This window comes from Nocardiopsis gilva YIM 90087, from assembly GCF_002263495.1.
GTDB lineage: Bacteria > Actinomycetota > Actinomycetes > Streptosporangiales > Streptosporangiaceae > Nocardiopsis_C > Nocardiopsis_C gilva.
Map to the genome: position 1 here is coordinate 1,411,898 of NZ_CP022753.1, position 20,605 is coordinate 1,432,502.

18 protein-coding genes are annotated in these 20,605 nt (G+C 69.4%); 10 read left to right on the forward strand and 8 right to left on the reverse strand.

Annotated features, from left to right (window positions below):
- Positions 1-48: 48 nt before the first annotated feature.
- Positions 49-708, forward strand: a complete 660-nt coding sequence (locus CDO52_RS06700; protein ID WP_026126019.1) for a hypothetical protein — start codon at positions 49-51, stop codon at positions 706-708.
- An 80-nt stretch (positions 709-788) separates the two neighbouring features.
- On the opposite strand, the gene CDO52_RS06705 is transcribed toward CDO52_RS06700, so the two are convergent.
- Positions 789-2,162: a serine/threonine-protein kinase gene (locus tag CDO52_RS06705; RefSeq protein ID WP_017619893.1), complete on the reverse strand. Its 1,374-nt coding sequence runs from the start codon at positions 2,160-2,162 to the stop codon at positions 789-791.
- A gap of 180 nt (positions 2,163-2,342) precedes the next feature.
- On the opposite strand from CDO52_RS06705, the gene CDO52_RS06710 reads away from it, so the two are divergent.
- From CDO52_RS06710 to CDO52_RS06740, 7 genes are all read left to right on the forward strand, one after another.
- Positions 2,343-2,936 (forward strand): RNA polymerase sigma factor, encoded by a 594-nt coding sequence (locus tag CDO52_RS06710; protein WP_017619892.1) that lies wholly within the window; start codon positions 2,343-2,345, stop codon positions 2,934-2,936.
- 133 nt (positions 2,937-3,069) lie between these two features.
- On the forward strand, positions 3,070-3,831 hold the full coding sequence (locus CDO52_RS06715) for an isoprenyl transferase (RefSeq protein WP_017619891.1): 762 nt from the start codon (positions 3,070-3,072) through the stop codon (positions 3,829-3,831).
- 381 nt (positions 3,832-4,212) lie between these two features.
- Positions 4,213-5,475, forward strand: a complete 1,263-nt coding sequence (locus CDO52_RS06720; protein ID WP_026126018.1) for a PhoH family protein — start codon at positions 4,213-4,215, stop codon at positions 5,473-5,475.
- 235 nt (positions 5,476-5,710) lie between these two features.
- Positions 5,711-7,267 (forward strand): alkaline phosphatase D family protein, encoded by a 1,557-nt coding sequence (locus CDO52_RS06725; RefSeq protein ID WP_094932268.1) that lies wholly within the window; start codon positions 5,711-5,713, stop codon positions 7,265-7,267.
- Positions 7,268-7,366: 99 nt separating this feature from the next.
- The gene (locus CDO52_RS29065; RefSeq protein WP_083919966.1) at positions 7,367-7,987 is read left to right on the forward strand and encodes a transglycosylase family protein; all 621 of its coding nucleotides are present in this window, start codon (positions 7,367-7,369) and stop codon (positions 7,985-7,987) included.
- Between the two features lie 513 nt (positions 7,988-8,500).
- Complete coding sequence (locus tag CDO52_RS06735; RefSeq protein WP_026126015.1) at positions 8,501-9,169, forward strand: aggregation-promoting factor C-terminal-like domain-containing protein; 669 nt, start codon at positions 8,501-8,503, stop codon at positions 9,167-9,169.
- Between the two features lie 247 nt (positions 9,170-9,416).
- A complete protein-coding gene (locus tag CDO52_RS06740; protein ID WP_017619886.1) occupies positions 9,417-9,662 on the forward strand; it encodes a hypothetical protein in 246 nt (81 codons plus the stop codon).
- Positions 9,663-9,810: 148 nt separating this feature from the next.
- Here CDO52_RS06740 and CDO52_RS06745 read toward each other — a convergent pair whose 3' ends face one another.
- The 6 genes from CDO52_RS06745 to glpX form a co-directional block, all read right to left on the reverse strand.
- Complete coding sequence (locus tag CDO52_RS06745) at positions 9,811-11,532, reverse strand: serine/threonine-protein kinase (protein WP_017619885.1); 1,722 nt, start codon at positions 11,530-11,532, stop codon at positions 9,811-9,813.
- 222 nt (positions 11,533-11,754) lie between these two features.
- The gene (locus CDO52_RS06750; protein ID WP_017619884.1) at positions 11,755-13,140 is read right to left on the reverse strand and encodes a class II fumarate hydratase; all 1,386 of its coding nucleotides are present in this window, start codon (positions 13,138-13,140) and stop codon (positions 11,755-11,757) included.
- 199 nt (positions 13,141-13,339) lie between these two features.
- A complete protein-coding gene (locus CDO52_RS06755) occupies positions 13,340-13,975 on the reverse strand; it encodes a lytic polysaccharide monooxygenase auxiliary activity family 9 protein (RefSeq protein WP_017619883.1) in 636 nt (211 codons plus the stop codon).
- 375 nt (positions 13,976-14,350) lie between these two features.
- Positions 14,351-14,959, reverse strand: a complete 609-nt coding sequence (locus CDO52_RS06760) for a DUF1707 SHOCT-like domain-containing protein (RefSeq protein ID WP_017619882.1) — start codon at positions 14,957-14,959, stop codon at positions 14,351-14,353.
- Positions 14,960-15,444: 485 nt separating this feature from the next.
- Positions 15,445-16,923, reverse strand: coding sequence for a DUF3352 domain-containing protein (locus CDO52_RS06765; protein WP_017619881.1), 1,479 nt, complete (start codon positions 16,921-16,923; stop codon positions 15,445-15,447).
- Positions 16,924-17,127: 204 nt separating this feature from the next.
- Positions 17,128-18,153, reverse strand: a complete 1,026-nt coding sequence (glpX, locus tag CDO52_RS06770) for a class II fructose-bisphosphatase (protein ID WP_017619880.1) — start codon at positions 18,151-18,153, stop codon at positions 17,128-17,130.
- A 179-nt stretch (positions 18,154-18,332) separates the two neighbouring features.
- Here glpX and CDO52_RS06775 point away from each other — a divergent pair, with 179 nt between their 5' ends.
- Both CDO52_RS06775 and CDO52_RS06780 read left to right on the forward strand, forming a co-directional pair.
- The gene (locus tag CDO52_RS06775; RefSeq protein WP_026126013.1) at positions 18,333-18,971 is read left to right on the forward strand and encodes a TetR/AcrR family transcriptional regulator; all 639 of its coding nucleotides are present in this window, start codon (positions 18,333-18,335) and stop codon (positions 18,969-18,971) included.
- 30 nt (positions 18,972-19,001) lie between these two features.
- Positions 19,002-19,538 (forward strand): DUF4245 domain-containing protein, encoded by a 537-nt coding sequence (locus CDO52_RS06780; RefSeq protein ID WP_017619878.1) that lies wholly within the window; start codon positions 19,002-19,004, stop codon positions 19,536-19,538.
- Between the two features lie 87 nt (positions 19,539-19,625).
- On the opposite strand, the gene CDO52_RS06785 is transcribed toward CDO52_RS06780, so the two are convergent.
- Positions 19,626-20,600, reverse strand: a complete 975-nt coding sequence (locus tag CDO52_RS06785) for a 4-hydroxy-3-methylbut-2-enyl diphosphate reductase (RefSeq protein WP_017619877.1) — start codon at positions 20,598-20,600, stop codon at positions 19,626-19,628.
- Positions 20,601-20,605: the final 5 nt, after the last annotated feature.

Below are 20,605 nucleotides of genomic sequence, written 5' to 3' on the forward strand. Positions count from 1 at the left end.
GGAGCGCCTCCCTCGAGAAGGTGGCGGACGGGCTGATCCAGGAGTGCCATGACGGAGGATGCCGGGGGGCGCAGGCGGAGCGTGGCCGGGCTGGTCGTTCTGGGCACCCTGCTGGCCACGGGGTGCGCAACGCCGCACCTGGACACACTCCCCGGTCTGGCCCACCCCGTGGCCTCGGCGTCCGACGGCATCCGGGTGGACGAGGGCGACCAGGCCTACTCCTACCGCAACATCCACCTCGTGCTGCCGAAGGGCTGGACGACGGACTTCTCCGACGACTGCCTCATGCCCCCCGGCGCCGACGCCGGACGCACGGACACCTGCCCGCCCACCGCGCTGCACATCACGCCCCGGGCCGCCAAGTACGGCCAGATCGACCCCAAGGGCAAGGAACTCAGCCGCCGCGACGGGTGGAAGCGGCCGTGGTCGGTCTGTCCCGACGCGGCGACCAAGGGCGGAGACGAGCCCCGGGGGGAGCCCGAGACGGTGGCGGAGCTCGGCCGCAGGAGCTTCACCGCGGTCAGCGGAGAGCGGGTGGAGTCCGCGGCCTGGATCCTCCGCTGCGACGGGGTGCGGTTCGACAGCCGGATCTGGTACGTCCCCGAAGTGGACGTGGAGCTCAGCGTCGCGGCCATCACCGACATGGAACACAGCGACGGCTATGACGCCATAGCCCGCTCCCTGGACTTCTCCCGCTACCAGAATTGACAGTCCCTCCGTTGATCTCGGGGATATCGACCGAATACCGGCGAGTATTCGGTCGATATCCCCGAGATCAACGGAGGAGCTCATTCCAGCAGCCGGGTGCCGTCGATGACCTGGTCGACGATCCCCGGGCGCTGATCCGGCTGGCGCACCTCCAGGTAGATGGTCTCCGGACCGTGCCGGGCGTGCAGAACGGCGGCGCCGAACCGGGGCGCGCACTCGTCCCACTCCCGGATCTCCCCGGTCCACCGCGCGGTGTCGAGGGTGCGCCGCACGGGCTCGCCCGGGCAGGGGACCGAGTCGATGAGCTGGTCCAGTCCGGGCTGCTCCGCCGACCGTGGCAGCAGCCCGGCGAACACCCCGTAGGAGGGGGATTCGGCATCCCGCCACCGCCCGGTGTCTGTGGAGACCAGGACCCCGGGCTGCCGTCCGCCGAGCAGCCCCAGCTCGCGTGGCTCCCACCCGTCGGCGTGCGCCTCGTGCGCCCAGGCGTGCGGGACGGCGACGACGAACCGCCCGTTGAGGTCGCGCACATCGATGAACCGCAGCCCCGGCAGCGCGGCCGCACCGGTGGTGGTCATCAGCACCGCGGCGGTGAGCACGGCGGCGGCCGTGCGCACCCACTTGGGCCGGTGCCGCATCCACCACGGGACCGACGTGGGCAGCCCGGGCGTCATGCGGATCGCGCGCACCCGGTCGGTGAAAGCCTGGGCGTCCCGCGGGCGGTTGGCCCGGTCCGTCGACAGCGCGGCCATGATCAGCTCGTCCAGGGCCGGCGGCAGGCCGGGCCGGATCCGGCCCGGCGGGGTCCGCACCGGCGGCGACGGCGGGGGCCGCCCGGTGATGAGTTCGTAGGCGACCGCGCCCAGCGAGTAGACGTCGACGCGGACGTCGATGTCGCCGCCGGGCACGCTCTGCTCCGGCGACATGTACCCGGGCGTGCCCGCCGCCGCGGTGAAGCCGGACGCCTGGTCGATGCTCTTGGCGAAGCCGAGGTCGGCCACGAGCACCCGTTGGCCCACCGGACTGGACAGGAGTAACACGTTGGACGGTTTGATGTCCCTGTGAATGGTGCCGTGCCGGTGCAGCACCGTGACGCCTTGGCCGATTTCGGTCAGTAGTCGCAGCGCTTCGTCGAGCGGCAACGGTCCCTTGGCGACGAGATCGGCGACACTTCCCTGGTCGGCGTAGGTCATGACCATGTACGGGCGTTCGTCAGGCAGGACGTCCAGGTCGTGTACGCGTACCAACCAGTTGGAGTCGGTTTGCCGGAGTATGCGAGCCTCTTCCATGAACCGTTGATGTACGTCCATCCGCCGGGCCCAGTTCTCGGCCAAGACCTTGATGGCCACGGGGGTGTCGAGGCGGTCGTCGTGCGCGAGCCACACCGTCGCGAACGCACCGGAGCCCAGATGGCGTATGACGCGGTATCGGCCGAACATGTCCGGTTGTGCCACAGCTACTGCTTTACCGGTGCCGCCCGGACCAAACGTCCTTATTCGCGGGGTATCCAGGGCTGACCGGGTCCCCCGGGGACTTGTACACCTCCATCCCGGATGTGAACCTCATAGAGGGGGATGGGCGTGTAACAGCTGGATGGCATGGAATTCTTCTTCGGAGTCAGGGAGTGACCAACCGTGGGAAACGCTGAGAAGGGCTCGTCGCCGCGCCGTCCGGCCGCGAGGGTCGACGACTCCCTGGAAGAACTCGCGGTGCTCGCCCGCGACGGCGACCAGGCGGCGCTCGAGGAGCTGATCCGCCGCATCCAGCCCGAGGTACTGCGGCGGTGCGCGCGCTTCCTGCCCTACCGCCAGGACGCCGAGGAGGCCTGCAACGACGCGTTGCTGCGGGTGGCGCGCAACATCGGCGGGTTCAAGGGCGATTCCCTGTTCACCACCTGGCTCTACACCGTTGTCTCCAACTCGGCGCGGCAGACCTACCGGTCGATGAAGCGCCGCGCCGCCGAGATGCCCACCGAGGCCGAGCGCATCCCCAACCAGCGCGACCCGCGCACGACGAGCGTCATCGCCGGGTCGCGCATCGACCTGCTGGAGGCGCTCGACCAGTTGGAGAAGGACCGGCCCAACCTGGTGGCCCCGTTGGTACTCCGCGACCTCTGCCAGATGGACTACAACGAAATCGCCGAGGAACTCGACCTGGCTCTGGGCACGGTGAAATCGCGGATCCATCAGGGCCGGAAGCATGTGCGCAAGTCGCTTGCTGTGACATAAGAGGAGTAAACAGGCCTACCCTGGAGAAGTTCTCCAGTGCTCACGCACCGGTGGCCTGTTGAGCCGTGATCGGGCGCGAGCGCCCCGGCGGTAATCCGGCCTCCCCCCGAAGATCGGCGAAAGGTAGCGACCCATGGGGTTCCGCGATCCCCTCTACTGGCTCTACGAGCGTCGTCTGGAGCGCAAACTCGACAGCTACGAGATCCCCCGCCACGTCGGCGTGGTCCTCGACGGCAACCGCCGATGGGCGAAGACCAGCGGGCTGGCCAGGGTCGAACAGGGGCACCAGGCCGGGGCCGAGAAGATCTTCGAGCTGCTGGGGTGGTGCGACGAGGTCGGCGTGCAGGTGGTCACGATGTGGCTGCTGTCCACCGACAACCTCACCCGCCCGGCCGAAGAGCTCGACCCGCTGCTGGAGATCATCGAGAACACCGTGCGGCGGCTGCAGGCCGAGGGCTGGCGCGTGAACCCCATGGGCGCCCTCGACCTGCTGCCCGATTCGACCGCTCGTGTCATGAAAGAGGCGGGCGCGGCCACATCCGGCAACTCCGGGCTGATTGTCAATGTTGCCGTCGGGTATGGGGGAAGACGTGAGATCGCCGACGCGGTGCGGTCGCTCCTCCTCGCCGAGGCGGCCAAGGGCACCAGCATTGAGGAGCTCGCCGAGCGCCTCGACCTGGAGCACATCGCGGAGCATCTCTATACCCGCGGCCAGCCCGACCCGGATCTGCTCATCCGGACCTCGGGGGAGCAGCGCCTCTCCGGCTTCCTGCTCTGGCAGAGCGCGCACTCGGAGTTCTACTTCTGCGAGGTCTTCTGGCCTGCCTTCCGCAGAGTCGACTTCCTGCGCGCGGTCCGCTCATACGGCGCGCGGAGCCGACGCTACGGCTCCTGAGCCGACCCCCCTCCACCCTCGCCCGGACACCGGCAGGAAACGGAGGAAGGATCGTGTTACCGGGTGTTCACACGCCGTCTCACCTGGGGGTCTTGCTCTTTCAAGGGACGTCGGTACCGTCAATACCAGTGGATGGTGCGTATCCGTCCACTCGGGAGGCCCCGAACGGTTGAGGTCCTGGTTGAACGAGGAACTCATGGTGTCAAGGGCCGGTCCCGGCCCTGTCGGGGCTGGTCCCGGTCCTTGGTATCCCGTGAGAGAAGGGCGCCTACGTGGCGCCCAAGGGGAGAACGAGTGGCTAGTTCCTCGACCTACCGCCGCGATCTCGACACCCTCGACACGTCCGCTCCGCTGACGGAGACGGAACGGCGGCGAACCTACGTGCTCGACACCAGCGTCCTGCTGGCCGACCCCACGTCGATCACCCGATTCGCCGAGCACGGGGTGGTCCTGCCGATCGTGGTGATCACCGAACTGGAGAGCAAGCGCCACCACCCGGAACTGGGCTACTTCGCTCGGGAGGCGCTGCGCAGGCTGGACGACCTCCGGGTCGCCGAAGGGAGCCTCGACGTCGACGTCCCGGTCAACGAGTACGGCGGCACGCTGCGGGTGGAGCTCAACCACAGCGACCCGTCGGTGCTCCCGGCCGGATTCCGGCTCGGCGACAACGACACCCGGATCCTCACCGTCGCCCGCAACCTTCACGATGAGGGCGACGTCGTGCTGGTCAGCAAGGACCTGCCGATGCGCATCAAAGCGTCGTCCATCGGCCTGGCGGCCGAGGAGTACCGCGCCGAACTCGCCATCGAGCACGGCTGGACCGGCATGGCCGAACTGGAGGTCCCCGCGCACGAGGTGTCCGCGCTCTTCGAAAACGGGACGGCCGACATCGAGGAGGCCCGCGACCTGCCCTGCCACACCGGACTCGTGCTGGTCTCGGAGCGCGGCAAGGCACTGGGCCGGGTCCTTCCCGACAAGTCGGTGAAGGTGGTCCGGGGCGACCGCGACGTCTTCGGCCTGCATGGACGCAGCGCCGAGCAGCGCATCGCGCTCGACCTGCTGGCCGACCCCGACCTCGGCATCGTCTCGCTCGGCGGCCGCGCCGGCACCGGCAAGTCCGCGCTCGCGCTGTGCGCCGGGCTCGACGCGGTGCTGGAGAAGGGGCGGCACCGCAAGGTCATGGTGTTCCGTCCGCTCTACGCGGTCGGCGGCCAGGAGCTCGGCTACCTGCCCGGCACCGAGAACGAGAAGATGTCGCCCTGGTCCCAGGCGGTGCACGACACCCTCTCCGCGGTCACCACGCCCGAGGTCATCGAGGAGGTCGTCGACCGGGGCATGCTGGAGGTCCTGCCGCTCACCCACATCCGGGGCCGCTCGCTGCACGACGCGTTCGTCATCGTCGACGAGGCCCAGTCCCTGGAACGCGGGGTCCTGCTCACGGTGCTCTCGCGCCTCGGCGAGAACTCGCGCGTGGTGCTCACCCACGACGTCGCCCAGAGCGACAACCTGCGGGTGGGCCGCTACGACGGCGTCGTCGCGGTGATCGAGAAGCTCAAGGGCCACCCCCTCTTCTCGCACATCACCCTCACCCGCTCCGAGCGCTCCCCGATCGCCGCGCTCGTCACCGAGATGCTGGAAGGCTGATCCGGTAGGTCGCGGGCGGACGCCATTGCCTCCGCCCGCGACCCGGCCCATCGCCTCCCTGTCGTTGATCTCGGGAAAGTGCGCCAAAAACCCTCGGAATCTGGCGCACTTTCCCGAGATCAACGACCGAACGGGGGTGTGTTCACGTCGTCGTCGGCGTGCGTTCGGGAGTGCGTGTGCGGCCGTGCCGTAGATTGCCGTGCGCGTCACATCCCCGTACGGAGGAGCCACCCGCATGGCCGCACCGTCCCCCGCATCTCCCGGATCCCCGCTGTCCCGGCGCTCCCTGCTCGCTTCCGGCGCCGTCGGCCTGGCCACCGCCGTCGTCCCCGGAGCGGCCCCCGCGCTCGCCCAGGGCAAGAACCGGCCCGTCCTGACCCACGGCATCCAGCTCGGCGACCCGCGCGGCGACGGCGCCGTGGTGTGGACCCGGGCGGACCGCGCCGCGCGGATGGTCGTGGAGGTCTCCTCCCGCCCGGACTTCGCCGACGCGCGGATCGTGCGCGGGCCGATGCTGACCCCGGCACACGACGGGACCGGGCGGATCCGGATCACCGGCGTGGATCCGGGCACGCGCGTCCACGTCCGGGTGCGCGCCGAATCCGGCCGGGCCGCGAGCGAACCCGTCGAGGGCTCGTTCCGCGTCCCCGGCGGCGGGGACGGCCCCATCCGCTTCCTCTGGTCGGGCGACGTCGCAGGGCAAGGCTGGGGCATCAACACCGACATCGGCGGGATGCCGATCTATGGCGCCATGGCCGACCGCGAGCCGGACTTCTTCGTGCACAGCGGCGACTCCTGCTACGCCGACGGCCCGCTGGAGGAGACCGTCACCCTGCCCGACGGCCGGACCTGGCACAACCTCGTCACCGAAGAGAAGAGCAAGGTCGCCGAGACCCTGAGGGAGTTCCGCGGCCAGTTCGCCTACAACCTGCTCGACGACGGCGTCCGCGCGTTCGCCGCGCGCGTCCCGCACATCGTCCAGTGGGACGACCACGAGGTCGTCAACAACTGGTACCCGGGCGAGATCCTGGACGACGACCGCTACACCCAGCGCCGCGTCGATGTCCTGGCCGCCCGCTCCCACCGGGCCTTCCACGAATGGCAGCCGATCATCCCGGCCGAGGCCGTCGATGGCCGCATCTACCGGAAGATCTCCTACGGCCCCGAACTCGACGTCTTCGTCATCGACATGCGGCCCTACCGGGACGCCAACTCACCGGGCACCGCCCGCCGCGAGCGCATCCTCGGCGAAGCCCAGGCCCGGTGGCTGGTGCGGGAGATGGCGGCCTCGACCGCGACCTGGAAGGTCATCGCCTCCGACATGCCGATCGGCCTGGTCGTGCCGGACGGGGACGACATCGAGGCGGTCGCCAACGGACGACCGGGTGTCCCCCGCGGCCGCGAGGCCGAGATCGCCTGGGTGCTGCACCGGCTGCACCGAAGCGGCGTGCAGAACGTCGTCTGGCTGACGGCGGACGTGCACTACACCGCCGCGCACCACTACGCGCCGGATCGTGCGAGCAGTCCGGAGTTCACCCCGTTCTGGGAGTTCGTTTCCGGCCCACTGCACGCGGGGGCGTTCGGCCCGAACAAGCTCGACCCCACGTTCGGCCCCAAGGCGGTCTTCGTCCAGGCGCCGCCGCGTGCCAATGTCTCCCCGATGGAGGGCTTCCAGCACTTCGGGGAGGTCGAGATCGACCGCGAGAGTCGCGACCTCACCGTGTACCTCCGTGACAGCAACGGGGACTCCCTGTGGTCTACGACGCTGAATCCGCAGGAGCGACCGACCTGACGGTAGCGGCGTCGCTACACTGTGTGCGATTCGCATTACATAGAGAACACCCTGCCCGTTCGGCCCGGACGCGGGACGCGGCAGGGTGGGACTCGATCTATGGGGGGATGCGTGTTACTCAACCGGATCTCAGGACGGCTGGCCGTGGGCGCCGGTGCCGCTGCGGTGGTCGCGGGGGCGGCCTTCGTCGCCGCGTACGCCGACTCCGACGCGGACGCCGGACAGGCGGTCTCCGCGCTGCGGCCGACCTCGGACGCCCCCGAGGACTTCTTCGCCGCCACCGAGCAGATCTCCGGCAGTGACCTGCGCAGACAGCGCGAACAGGCACAGCGGCAGATCGACGCGGCCAGCGGCGCGGCCGTGACAACGGGGACGGGCTCCGCCACGGAGGTGAAGGAAGAGCCCGAGGAAAAGGACGAGGGCGACGCGGGCGGCTCCGATGGGGCGATCGACCCCGACATCGGCGGCGACGTCGACAACCTCAACTGGAGCGCCCTGGCCCAGTGCGAGTCGGGCGGCGACCCGACGAAGGTGAGCCCTGCCGGCTTCTACGGGCTCTACCAGTTCAGCATGTCCACATGGCAGTCGGCCGGCGGTACGGGATCACCCGCCGACGCGAGCGCCGACGAGCAGACGATGCGCGCCAAGAAGCTCTACACCAAGGTCGACGGCAACTGGCAGGGCCAGTGGCCGGAGTGCGGCCGGCACCTGTTCGACTGAGCCCGCCGGAGCCTCCGGCTCCGCCGAGGTCCCTTCGGGCCCCGCGATCACCGATCGCGGGGCCCGAAGCGCGTCGTGGCGAGGAACGCGGCTCGAACGGCGGATGCCGCCTCGGGGAAAGCGGATGCGGAACCGGTTCTCCCCTGTGGAGCCTGTGACGCTTTGTCACCCAGCGTGCATAAACGCAGGTGAGAATTGCCCCAACGCTCACCGTGTGTGCTGTGATTCACGTCATAGGTGGATTTTGCGTAGTCTCCTGCGGCGATGCGGCAGGGTTGGATCCGTTCCATAAGGAGTCCCCGGAGCGCGGGACGGGTGCCGATGTGACACCCCCACGGACCCACCGAATCCCGTGCGCGAGGTCGCGAAGCGGCGGGGCGGCCGGCGGTCACGCCCCTCAGATACATCCGCCGCTCACCATTCCCCCAATGGCACACCCGACCTGCTGAGTCCCGGGGCCGAGGTCTCTCACGCGCGTCACCGCCGGGCGCGTGACTGACGAAAGGGCGATTTGTGCTACTTAACCGGATCTCGTTGCGGGCGGCCACGGCCGTGGGGTCCGCGACGCTGGTCGCAGGCGTGACATTCGCGGTGACCGCGTTCGCGGACACCGGCGCTGACCCCGGGCTGGCCGCCTCCGCCGCCACCGCGGCGCAGCCCCCCGCCCCCGAGGACGCCCCCGACGACTTCTTCGCCGCCAGCGACCCGAGCCCTGGCGAAGATCTGGCCCAGGAGCGCGAAAAGGCCAAGGGGCTCATGGAGGAGGCCGGAAACGCGGCCGTGTCCTCCGGGTCGGGCTCCGTCAAGGAGGAGAAGGAAGAAGAGGAAGAGGAGTCGAAGGACGAGGACGACTCCGGCGACTCCGACACCCCCGTCCCCACCGGCGACCCCAAGGCCATCGCCAAGGCCATGCTCGGCGACTACGGCTGGGGGCAGGAGCAGTTCACCTGCCTCGAACCGCTGTGGGAGAAGGAGAGCAACTGGGACCACCAGGCCAAGAACCCCAGCTCCGGCGCCTACGGCATTCCGCAGGCCCTTCCCGGCAGCAAGATGGCCAGCGCCGGGTCCGACTGGGAGACCAACCCGGCCACCCAGATCGAGTGGGGCCTGGGCTACATCGAGGGTCGCTATGACAACCCCTGCGGCGCCTGGGCGCACTCGCAGGCCAAGGGGTGGTACTGACCCGGCGGCATGTGCCAGCGTGACCTGCGGTTACGCGTGAACGATGGGCTCGCGGGCGGCTGCCTGCGGGCCCATCGGTTGTTTGGTGGCGCTCTTGGCGGGCACCTCCACAGTCGCCCGGCGCTGCTGAGATCCACGGCACCGCCGGGACCCGGTGACCGGCTCGGGCCGGGTTCCGGACAGGCACCGGAAGAGCGGGTTACCGTGACGGTGACGGAGATGACATCCCCCGGCCCTGGAGAGCGGCGTGTACCGAATCGCTATCAGCCATGTGGACAACCCCGGCCGCAAGATCACCCCGACCCACCAGGACACGGCGCGTACCGTGGAGGACGCTGTGTCGGTGGTGCGGAAATGGCTGCACCCGCTCGACTCCTCCCCGATCCTCACCGACGATGTGCAGCAGGCGGTGAACATCGCCGACTTCCGGGTCGACATCGCCGATACGACACCTGGCCAGGTGTACCGGGTCGTCATCGCCCCGAGTATGTAACGACATGTAGAAGCAGGGTCATATGTGCCGAATGTGCGGCAGAGACAAGCAAGGTAAGGCCATCTGCCCCTGGTGCCGGGACTCCTCGCCCCCGGTCTGAACAGGGTGCCGGATAGAGCGGCCGGGCGGCTCGACGCGGGGATGCGGTTCAGCTCCGGGGCTCGAAGGAGTCCAGGATCGACCGGTGCAGTCCCTGGTAGTCGGTGGCCTCATGAGCGGGGACGTTCCACGCCAAGACGTAGCCCTCCCTGTCGCTCACGATGACGTGAGCGACCAGCCGCCGACCCGGCGTCGTCTGATCGCCATCGACGTAGTCCCCCTCCGCATAGGCGACGTCCCAGGACGCGGGGAATCCGGGTGCGGACTCGACGACGTCGATCGTCTCGTAACTCTCGGGGACCTCGCCCTCCTCCTCGAAGAAGACCAGCCAGTCGTGGGCGGTCTCCGGGTCGCCTTCCTCGACCGACCACGAGTCCACGAAGAACCAGGCGTCCCCGTCGGGGTGCGTGAACTCGACGAATCGCTCGTTGGCGCTGTCCGTGCGCCCCTCCCAGTCCGATGGGTAGTCGATCGCGTACCACTGGTTGGTGTAGGTCCTGGCGTCGCTCAGGGGACCGTTCTGGGCGTACATGACGAACATGACCACCAGGAGCACGGCGAGGACGACGGCGATCGCGCCGCCGCCGAGGAGCACCGTGCCAATGCCGAAGCCCCGAGGAGGGTTCGTCCGCTGCGCCTGGGCGGTGAATTCCGCGTAGGGAGTCGGCCACGCGCCGGTGGGGGCGGAGCGCATCGGGCCCGTAGGCGGCCCCGCGTGCGGCCCTCCGGCGGGGTTGGGCGTCGACGGGTCGGCGGGATGGGGTGTCACGGGGCCGTTCGGTCGCGGTGTTATCGGACCGCTTGGCCGTGGCGTGACGGGGCCATTCGGCGGCGGTGTCACCGGCCCGCTCGGAGAGGGGGTCGTGGGCCCCTGCGGGTACGTGGCAGCGGGCGGTTGCGACTGCGGCTGCTGGGCCGGCTCCGCGACCGGCGCTCCACCGGCAGGCGATCCGGCCTCACCGAGCAGCGCCAGCGCCTGGTCGGCGGTGAGCCGTCGTGCCGGATCGCGTTCCAGCAGGCCCCGGATGAGCGGCGCCAGCGGCGCCGCGCGTTCCGTGGGTGGGAGGGGAGCGGAGAGCACTGCGGCGATCGCCGCGGTGACACTGTCCCGGCGGAAGGGGGAGGCACCCTCACACATCGCGTACAGCGTCACGCCGACACTCCACAGGTCGGCGGCTCCGGCCGCCTGGTCACCGCGGATGCGCTCCGGCGGCATGTACTCGGGCGAGCCGACCAGCGTGCCGGTGCGGGTGATGGAGGATCCGCCCTCGACCGTGGCGATCCCGAAGTCGGTGAGCGTCACCCGGTCGCCCTCGGTGAGCATGACGTTCGCCGGTTTGATGTCGCGGTGGATCACCCCCGCCGCGTGGGCCGCGCGGACCGCCTCTAGGAGCTCCCGTGCGATCGCGGCGGCGCGCTGCGGGGCGATCGGGCCTCCGGCGCTTAGCTCCTCCTGCAGCGACCGGCCGCGGATCAGCTCCATCACCACCCAGGGGTGGCCCTCGACGTCGAGGACATCGTGGATGGTGACGACCGAGGGGTGGGTGATGCGGGCGGCCGACCGGGCCTCGCGCCGCACCCGCGCGTGCGCCTCCTCGCGCTGGGACTCGGTGAGCCCGGCGGGAAGCAGCACCTCCTTGACGGCGACCTCGCGGGCCAGGTGGGGGTCCCACGCCAGCCACACGACGCCCATGCCGCCGACACCGAGTTTGCTCCGCAGCCGGTACCTGGCGGCGATGACGCGCTCGCCGCCGTCGTTGCTCTTCGCCATGAGCAGCCTTCGTCGGGGGAGAGAAGGGGGGAAATGCAGGGGCTCACCTGCAGATTACTCACAAGATCCCGACGATGATCAGACTGCCGCGAATTGGCGGGAATCGGCCACGGTGTTATCGGAAAAGGATCCGGGGAAAAAGAAAAGCCGGTGCGCTGGGACACCCCGGCACACCGGCTTCCCGCCGAACGAATTCCATGGGCGGGCGACCGGGTCGCGCGTCTAGGAGTTCGTCATCTTCAGCACGTCGAGCGCCTCGTCGAGCTGCGCCTCGGTGAGCTTGCCGTCGGCGATGTAGCCGCGTTCGAGCACGACCTCGCGGATCGTCTTGCGGTCGGCCAGGGCCTGCTTGGCGACCTTGGCGGCCTCCTCGTAGCCGATGTACCGGTTGAGCGGCGTGACGATCGAGGGGGAGGACTCGGCGTACTCGCGGCAGCGCTCCTCGTTGGCCTCGATCCCGGCCACGCAGCGGTCGGCGAACACGCGGGACACGTTGGCCAGCAGGCGGACCGACTCCAGCACGTTGCGGGCGATGAGCGGGAGCTGCACGTTGAGCTCGAAGTTGCCGGTGGCACCACCGAACGCCACCGCCGCGTCGTTGCCGACGACCTGCGAGGAGACCTGCAGCATGGCCTCGCACAGCACCGGGTTGACCTTGCCGGGCATGATCGAGGACCCGGGCTGGAGGTCGGGCAGGAAGATCTCCTGGAGACCGGTGCGCGGGCCGGAGCCCATCCAGCGGATGTCGTTGGCGAACTTGGCGAAGCTCACCGCGATGGTCCGCAGCTGCCCGGAGAGCTCGACCAGGCCGTCACGGGCGCCCTGCGCCTCGAAGTGGTCGCGGGCCTCGGTCAGCGGCAGGCCGGTGGCGGTCGCGATCTCGGCGATGACCCGCTCGGAGAAGCCCTCCGGGGTGTTGATGCCGGTGCCGACGGCGGTGCCGCCCAGCGGCAGCTCGGCGACGCGCGGCAGCGCCGCCTGCAGGCGCTCGACTCCGTAGCGGACCTGCGCGGCGTAGCCGGCGAACTCCTGGCCCAGGGTGACCGGGGTGGCGTCCATCAGGTGCGTGCGGCCGCTCTTCACGACGGTCGAGAACTCCACCGACTTGCGGGTGAACTCGCCCTCCAGGTGGCGCAGCGCCGGGATCAGCTCGTTGACCACGGCCGCGGTCGCGGCGATGTGGATCGACGAGGGGAACACGTCGTTGGACGACTGCGAGGCGTTGACGTGGTCGTTGGGGTGGACGTCCTCGCCGAGGCGCGCGCTCGCCAGCGTCGCGACGACCTCGTTGGTGTTCATGTTGCTGGACGTGCCCGAACCCGTCTGGAACACATCGATGGGGAAGTGGTCGTCCCACTTGCCCTCGGCGACCTCCAGGGCGGCGTCGCGGATCGCCTTGGCGAGGTGGTCCGGGACGACCCCGAGCTCGGCGTTGACCTTGGCGGCGGCGGCCTTGATGTGCCCCAGAGCGGCGATGTGCGCGCTCTCCAGGCCCTGCCCCGAGATCGGGAAGTTCTCGACCGCGCGCTGCGTCTGGGCGCGCCACTTGGCGTCAGCGGGGACCTTGACCTCGCCCATCGAGTCGTGCTCGATGCGGAATTCACTCATTGCTGAAAGACACCTCCAGGGAAACCTGTGCACAAGACTGCCAGATACCCCATGCCGAGGCTTCCCGCACCCCGCCTCACACGCCCACGACCTCCGCGAACGTGCGCAGAGTCACGTCGGGCGCGACGGCGGCCCCGGACCGCCCCGCGGCGGTCCGGGGCCCGGGGGAGGGCCGGTCAGCCGAGCGTCGAAGCGCGTGTCACCTGAAGACCACGTCGGAGCAGGAGTAGAACGCCTCGGGGCTGTCGGAGCGCTGCCAGATCACGTACAGCATGTGCCGTCCGCTCTTCTGGGGCAGCCGCACCGTGGTGCTCCACCGCCCGTTCCAGGTCGCCGGGTCGGTGACCGTGGTCAGGGGTGTCGACTCCAGATCGGACCACTTCAGTGGCTGGGACGGGTCGTAGCCGTCCCGGGTCAGGTAGAACTCGTAGGTTCCCCGGTGCGGGGCGGTGGCGTGGAAGGTGAGCGTCCGTGTCCCGCCCGAGGGCAGGTCGGTGGCGACCCAGTCGGTACGCGGGGCGTCGAAGGCCGCGTACTTGGCGCGTCCGGCGCTGCACAGCCGCCCGTCGGGGATGAGCTGGCGGTGCCGCCCGGCGGCGTTGGGGATGTTGACCTCGTTCCAGTCGTAGACGGGCTGGGTGCCGCCCTGGGCGATGGCGTCCCGGCACGCGTCGGAACTGGGGTTTTCCGGCCCCTCCAACCGGCAGTTGTAGACCCGGCTGACGGGGTCCTGCATGCTGCCGTGGGCGTTGGCGGCGGCCGTGGTGAGTCCGCTGAAGAGCAGGGTGAAGCCGCCGATCACGGCGAGGGCGGCGGTCGTGCGTCGTCTGGGCATAGGTCGTCCTCCTGCGGGAGCGGGGGACCGGGGCCGGGACCGCCCCGGGACCCACCGGGGGAGTTCCAGACGGTGCGCACCGAATGGTGGGGGTGACCGAAATATAGGCACGGATTCAACTAAAAGGAAAGGTACTTTCCTGTAATTTGTCCGCGCAGGTCACCGTGGAGATTCGGGAGGTCGCCGGAGAAACCATGGACCAGTGCAGGCGGCGAGGCGGACCAGTGGCCTCGTGAAGCGGGGGTGACGCGGAGGCCAGAGATCACTTACCTGACACTCGGTTATTCTTCAACTTCCCCGAGCCGTCCCCCTCCCTCCGTTGATCTCGGAGATAGTGGGATAAAAATCGGCGCTGAGACCCCAATATCTCCGAGATCAACGGAGGTGGCGGCGATCGCGCCACCGGGGCAGACGCCAACGCGGCCGTCGGCTCCGCCGCCGCGGCGCGTGCACGCTCACCGAGCCGAAAAGCGAGAACCCCGCGATCTCCAGGACCGGCGCGTCGCTCTCCTCCGGCGGCCGCGCCGAACTGGTGCGCCGCCCGAGGAACGCCCGGCCGCCCATCCGCACGTCGATCCCCTCGGGCACACGGATGCGGACGCGGCCGAAGAGGCTGAAGGCGTTCACTTGGACCCGGTTGCGCATCATCAGCGCCTCGCGGAGATCCACGTCGGCGTTGCCGCCCACGGCGACCACGTACTCCTCAGTGCGCAGCACCCACCGGCCGGAGCGCCGGACATCGCCGAAGAACGCGGTGATCGGCCCCGAGTGCGGCTGGATCGGCTGTTTCTCGGTCGGGACGAGGTCGCGGGTGATCTCGGGCAGCTCGCCGAGCGTCCGCGCCCGGTAGACGCGTTCGGCGCGCTCCTCGAACTCGGAGATGTCCAGCCGCCCGTCCTCCACGGCACTCCGCAGCACGTCGAAGACGCGCTCCCGGTCGGCATGGGAGGCGCGCAGCCGCTCCGGAGGCAGTGCGTCGGTCACCGGGTCTCCTTCGAGGATGCCCTCGGCTTTAGCCGGGGGAGGAATCTAACCCCTGCGGAGCAGGGCACGAACGGGGTTTCGCCGCCAGGGCGAAAGACCGCCCACGTGATCGGGTAATCGGCTAAGGTATACCGCGTGCGTTGCGAGAACCAAGCGCGTACACGGTGCCGGTCGAGAACCAAGACGGCACAGAACCACCCAGCTTTGCGGTACCAAACCGGGCAGGTTCCGTCCCGGCTGGTGTTGAGGGATTACGACCTTTCAGGTCGCTGGCCTGCGGGGCTTCCTGAGCCAGGAATCCCCCTGCTTTTGCTGGGGGAGGGTTCAAAGCACCCAACGTTAGCCGCATCGGCCGCTGTCGGCGGTGATGCGTGCCGACGGTCCCGAACGCGAAACGGGCGGCACCCCCGCTGGGGATGCCGCCCGCTCGTCGGTCTCGCTGAGCGCGGCCGCTACGGTCGCCGCGATCTCGTCAGGTCACCGCATTACGCGGCGCCGGACGGAGCCCACCGTGCCACGACGGAACCGTTGGACCCGTCGAAGTTCATCGCGCCGCCCATGGCCCCCCACTGCTCGGGGTTGGCGATCTCGTCGCCCGGCGAGAGCTCGCGCAGGTTCATGTACACACCGAGGTGGGAGTCCTCCGTCCCCTCCATGACCCGCTGGAAGTAGGTGTCCTCACCGAGCTTTCCGGTGCCGGTCGCCCCCGAGGAGACGACGACGGCGTCGCCGTCGGTGTCGACGCCCGGCGTCGATCCGTAGGATCCCGCGGACATGTCCTCGACCATGGACTTCAGCAGATCGGAGTCGGCGCCGGTCGCCCGGAACTGGAAGGAGAAGTCGTTCTCGAAGACCTCGTCGAACGATCCCTGGACGTCGGTGATGCCGAGCGCCGTCTTCGAGCCGAGCAGCTGGGTGAAGCCCTCGGGGAGCGACACCCCTTCCGTGTCCAGGGCGTCCTCGAAGTCGCCGAACTCGTCGGCGTTCTCCTCCCAGACCTGTTCGGCCATGCTGTCCAGGCCGCTGCCGCCCACCGCCATCGCGGTGTTGTTCGGCAGCGACGACATCGCCTCCAGCCCGGGCTCGGGCGCCTTGTAGTCGTCCAGGGCGTCGCCGCTCTTGACGTCGAACACGTCGCCACGCACTTCGGCGTACTCGCTCTCGACCTTCAGCGACAGCGCGAGACGGCCTTCGACGTCCTCACCACCGGTCAGGTCCTCGAAGGGGTTGGAGGAGCTGCCGAGGCCGCCGGAGCCTGAGCCGGCTTCGATCCTGCTGATCTCTCCCAGGTCCATCCACGCGGTCGCCAGGGTGTCGCCGCCGACGCTCTCCATGTCGGAGGCGAAGTTCTCCTGGCCGTCGAGTGTGCCGCTGGCCGCGACCTTGCTGTCCAGGTCGCTGAGCGTCGCCTGGGTCGGGGCGAGGATGGCGAAGTCGTCCCGGAAGTCGAAGGACAGGTCCGTCTCGTCCTGGACCTTCTGCAGCGCGGTCCGTGCGGCGTCCTCGTCGGTCACGGCCACGGCGAACGCCATCGCCATGCCGTCATCGGAGACCTGCGCCGCCGAGGCGTCGGTCTCCCACATCGCGTACCCGAAGCGTTTGCCGAGCCAGGGCTCGACGTCCTTGTCGTAGTCGAGGTACTCGAACTCGCTCTCGACGAGGTCGCGCGCGGGGTCCGACTCGGGATCGAGCTCGTCCTTGACCTCGTCCGGAAGCTTGTCCACGAACTGCGCGTAGTTCGCCAGCTGCCCGCCCGACGGCTTCAGGTCGAGCTTGGCGAAGACCACCGACGATGACGGCATGACCGTCTCCGGCTGCGGTCCGCCGAACCATCCGCCGATGACCGTGTTGGCCGCCCACACAGTGGATGCCAGCAGCACGACGCCCAGGCCCGCGGCGACCGGGACCATCCAGATGCGGTTCTTCCGCGGCTCGGCGTACTGCGGCGGCTGCGGTGCGCCCATACCCATGGAATATCCCGGATATCCGGGTTGTCCGACAGGCTGTCCCCCGGTCTGCGGACCGGGAGGCCCCCATGACGGCTGGCTGGGCGGGTCAGGGTAGGACATCGAACCTCCGGAGGGACAAGCTTGGTCGATGTAGACCGTACCAATCCGCAGGTCGTCGATTGCCCCTGATCCCGCCCATAACCGACGGGGCGGACAGCCCTAACGCGCGGTCTCGAAGTCCACGCCGGAGTAGGTCGCGAGCTTGTCGATGCGGTGTTCGCTGTGCACCTTGCGGACCGTGCCGCTGCGCCCGCGCATCACCAGCGAGTCGGTGACGGCGCCTCCGGCCTGGTAGCGGACGCCTTCGACCAGCTCGCCGTCGGTGATGCCGGTCGCCGCGAAGAACACGTCCTCCGAGGAAACCAGGTCGTCGGTGGTCAGCACGCGGTCCAGGTCGTGCCCGGCGTCCATCGCCTTGCGCCGCTCATCCTCGTCCTGTGGCCACAACCGGCCTTGGATCACGCCGCCGAGGCACTTCATGGCGCACGCGGTGATGATGCCCTCGGGTGTCCCGCCGATCCCCAGCAGCAGGTCCACGCCGGTCCCCTCGCGGGCGGCCATGATGGCACCGGCCACGTCGCCGTCGGTGATGAACTTGATGCGCGCACCGGCCTCACGCACCTCGCGCACGATCGACTTGTGCCGCGGCCGGTCCAGGATGACGACGGTCACGTCAGCGGGGGTCCCGCCCTTGGCGCGGGCCACCGCCCGGATGTTGTCGCCGACCGGCGCGGTGATGTCCACCACTCCCGCCGCGGCGGGGCCGGTCGCCAGCTTGTCCATGTAGAACACGGCGGACGGGTCGAACATGGACCCGCGCGGGCTCACGGCGATGACCGCGATCGCGTTCGGCATGCCCATCGCGGTCAGCCGGGTGCCGTCGATCGGGTCGACCGCCACGTCGCACTCCGGCCCCCGGCCGTCGCCGACCCGCTCTCCGTTGAACAGCATCGGGGCGTTGTCCTTCTCGCCCTCGCCGATGACGACCGTCCCGTTCATCGACACGGTGCTGATGAGATGCCGCATGCCGCGCACGGCGACGCCGTCGGCCCCGATCTTGTCCCCCTTGCCGACCCAACGGCCCGCGGCCAGAGCGGCGGCTTCGGTCACCCGGACCAGTTCGAGGGCCAGGTTGCGGTCAGGCGCCTCCGGCGCGCGGGACACGGGTGCGGTGGGATTGGTCATCTTTCGAACAGCCTCTCAAGTGCGGCACTCAATGCCCAGCTCACAACGGGTGTGCTCGCGGGCACAACGTTCCCCCGCCGAGTGCGGTGGCTTGGAACCAGCGTAATCAACTGGCGTAACCTCGTCCCAAGGCGGGCCGTCGGCACGCTGTCGTGAATGGGACGGGACGGTATTCGGACTTGACTGTTGACAAGGTGCACAAGCCGGTGCGGGTCTCGCACCGCGGAGCGGCCACCCGCAGCGCCCTCCTGAACGCGGCGGCCCACGTGTTCCGCACGGTGGGGTTCGCCAAGGCCGGCGTGAGCGAGGTCGTCGCCGAGGCCGGGGCCAGTGTCGGGAGCCTGTATCACCACTTCAGCGGCAAGGCCGACCTCTTCATGGCGCTGTATGAGGAGTTCCAGCAGCGCCAGCAGGACCGCACCCACCGGGCGGTCAGTGACGCCCGCGCCCAGGGGGAGACCGACCCCACCCGGTTGATGTACGCCGCCGCCCGCGCCTACCTGGAAGGATGTATAGAGGAGAGGGAGACCACACTCCTCTTCTTCTGCGGTGACGGACCGCCCGGGTTCGACTCCCAGCTGCGCGGTCGGCTCCGCGAGTGGACCGACCGGAACGTCGCCCTGTTCCGCAAGGCCGACGAACCCGTCGACGAGGCGCTCCTCATGGTCGTGAGCGGCGCCATGCTGGTCGCCGTGGCCGAGGTGATCCGCCGCGACGACAAGGACGCGCGACGACTCGCCGACGACATCACCGCGCTGCTGTCCCGGCTGGAGCCGCAGTACGCCGCGGAACGGAGACCCCGGCCCCGGGACGAGTGACCCGCTTCATTACGGCAAGCTTGAAGCATCATGAGTAGCTACAACCGCGCCAACGCGACCTTCGGGTCCCTGGCCGTCGCGATGGGCATCATCGTCGGCATCCTGCTCGTCATGGCCATCGTGGTCGCGGGAGGGCGGGAGGAACACATCCCGAGCGTCGACTACCGCATCGACGCGGCGACCCTGCGCGACACCGCCTCCTACACCACCTATGTCCCGGGTGACGAGCTGCCCGAGGGGTGGGTGGCGACCAGTTCGAGGCTGACCACCGACGACCCGGTGAGCTGGACGCTCGGCTTCGCCACCCCCGCCGACCGGCACGCCGAGCTGGCCATGAGCGACGCGGATTCCGACGACTTCATCGCTGACACCACCAAGGGCGAGTCGGCCGGGACGACCGACGTGGACGGCGCGAGCTGGGAGCGCTTCGAGCGCCCGTCGCAGAGCGACAAGAAACCCCGCCGCGCACTGGTGAAGCGCGAGGAGGGTGCGACCGTCATCGTCGTCGGCAGCGCGGGCTTCGATGAGCTGGAGACGCTGGCCGGGTCGCTGGAACCCCAGAGCTGAGTCGGCGGACCCCGGACACGCGTCGGCCCCGCATCCGTCAACACCGGATTGCGGGGCCGCGCACATTTACGAGAGTGGGGACCGCTTCTACGAGCCGGCCGGCTCCTCGGCCCGCAGGTCCTTGCGGAGCTCCTTGGGCAGCGAGAAGGTCAGCCGCTCCTCGGCCGTCTCGATCTCCTGCACGGTGTCGAAACCGTGCTCGGCGAGCTGGCGCAGCAGGTCCTGGACCAGGATGTCGGGCACCGACGCGCCACTGGTCACGCCGACGGTCGTGACACCCTCCAGCCAGGCCTCCTCCATCAGGGAGGCGTTGTCGATCAGGTGGGCCGCGCTCGCCCCGCCGTCCAGGGCGACCTCGACCAGCCGCACCGAGTTGGAGGAGTTGTCCGAACCGACCACGATGACCAGGTCGCACTCCGGCGCCATCTCCTTGACCGCGTCCTGGCGGTTGGAGGTGGCGTAGCAGATGTCGTCGCTCGGCGGGTCGAGAAGGTTCGGGAACTTCTGACGCAGCGCGTCGACCGTCTGGTTCGTCTCGTCGACCGACAGCGTGGTCTGGGACAGCCACGAGACGTTGTCGGGGTTGCGGACGTTGACCTTGTCGACCTCGTCCGGGCTCTCCACGACCTGGATGTGCTCCGGGGCCTCGCCGCTCGTGCCCTCGACCTCCTCATGACCGGTGTGCCCGATCAGGATGATGTCGCGGTCCTCCTTGGCGAAGCGCTTGGCCTCCTTGTGCACCTTCGTCACCAGGGGGCAGGTGGCGTCGATGGTCTTGAGCTGGCGGCGCTCGGCCTCCTCGTGCACCATCGGCGACACGCCGTGGGCGGAGAAGACCACGATGGCGCCCTCGGGCACCTCGTCGGTCTCCTCGACGAAGATGGCCCCGCGTTCCTCCAGCGTGCGTACGACGTGCGTGTTGTGCACGATCTGCTTGCGCACGTAGATCGGGGCCCCGTACTGTTCCAGGGCTTTCTCGACCGTGACGACAGCGCGGTCCACCCCGGCACAGTAACCACGGGGCTTGGCGAGCAGGACACGGCGGCGATTCGTCGCAGTCATGTGCT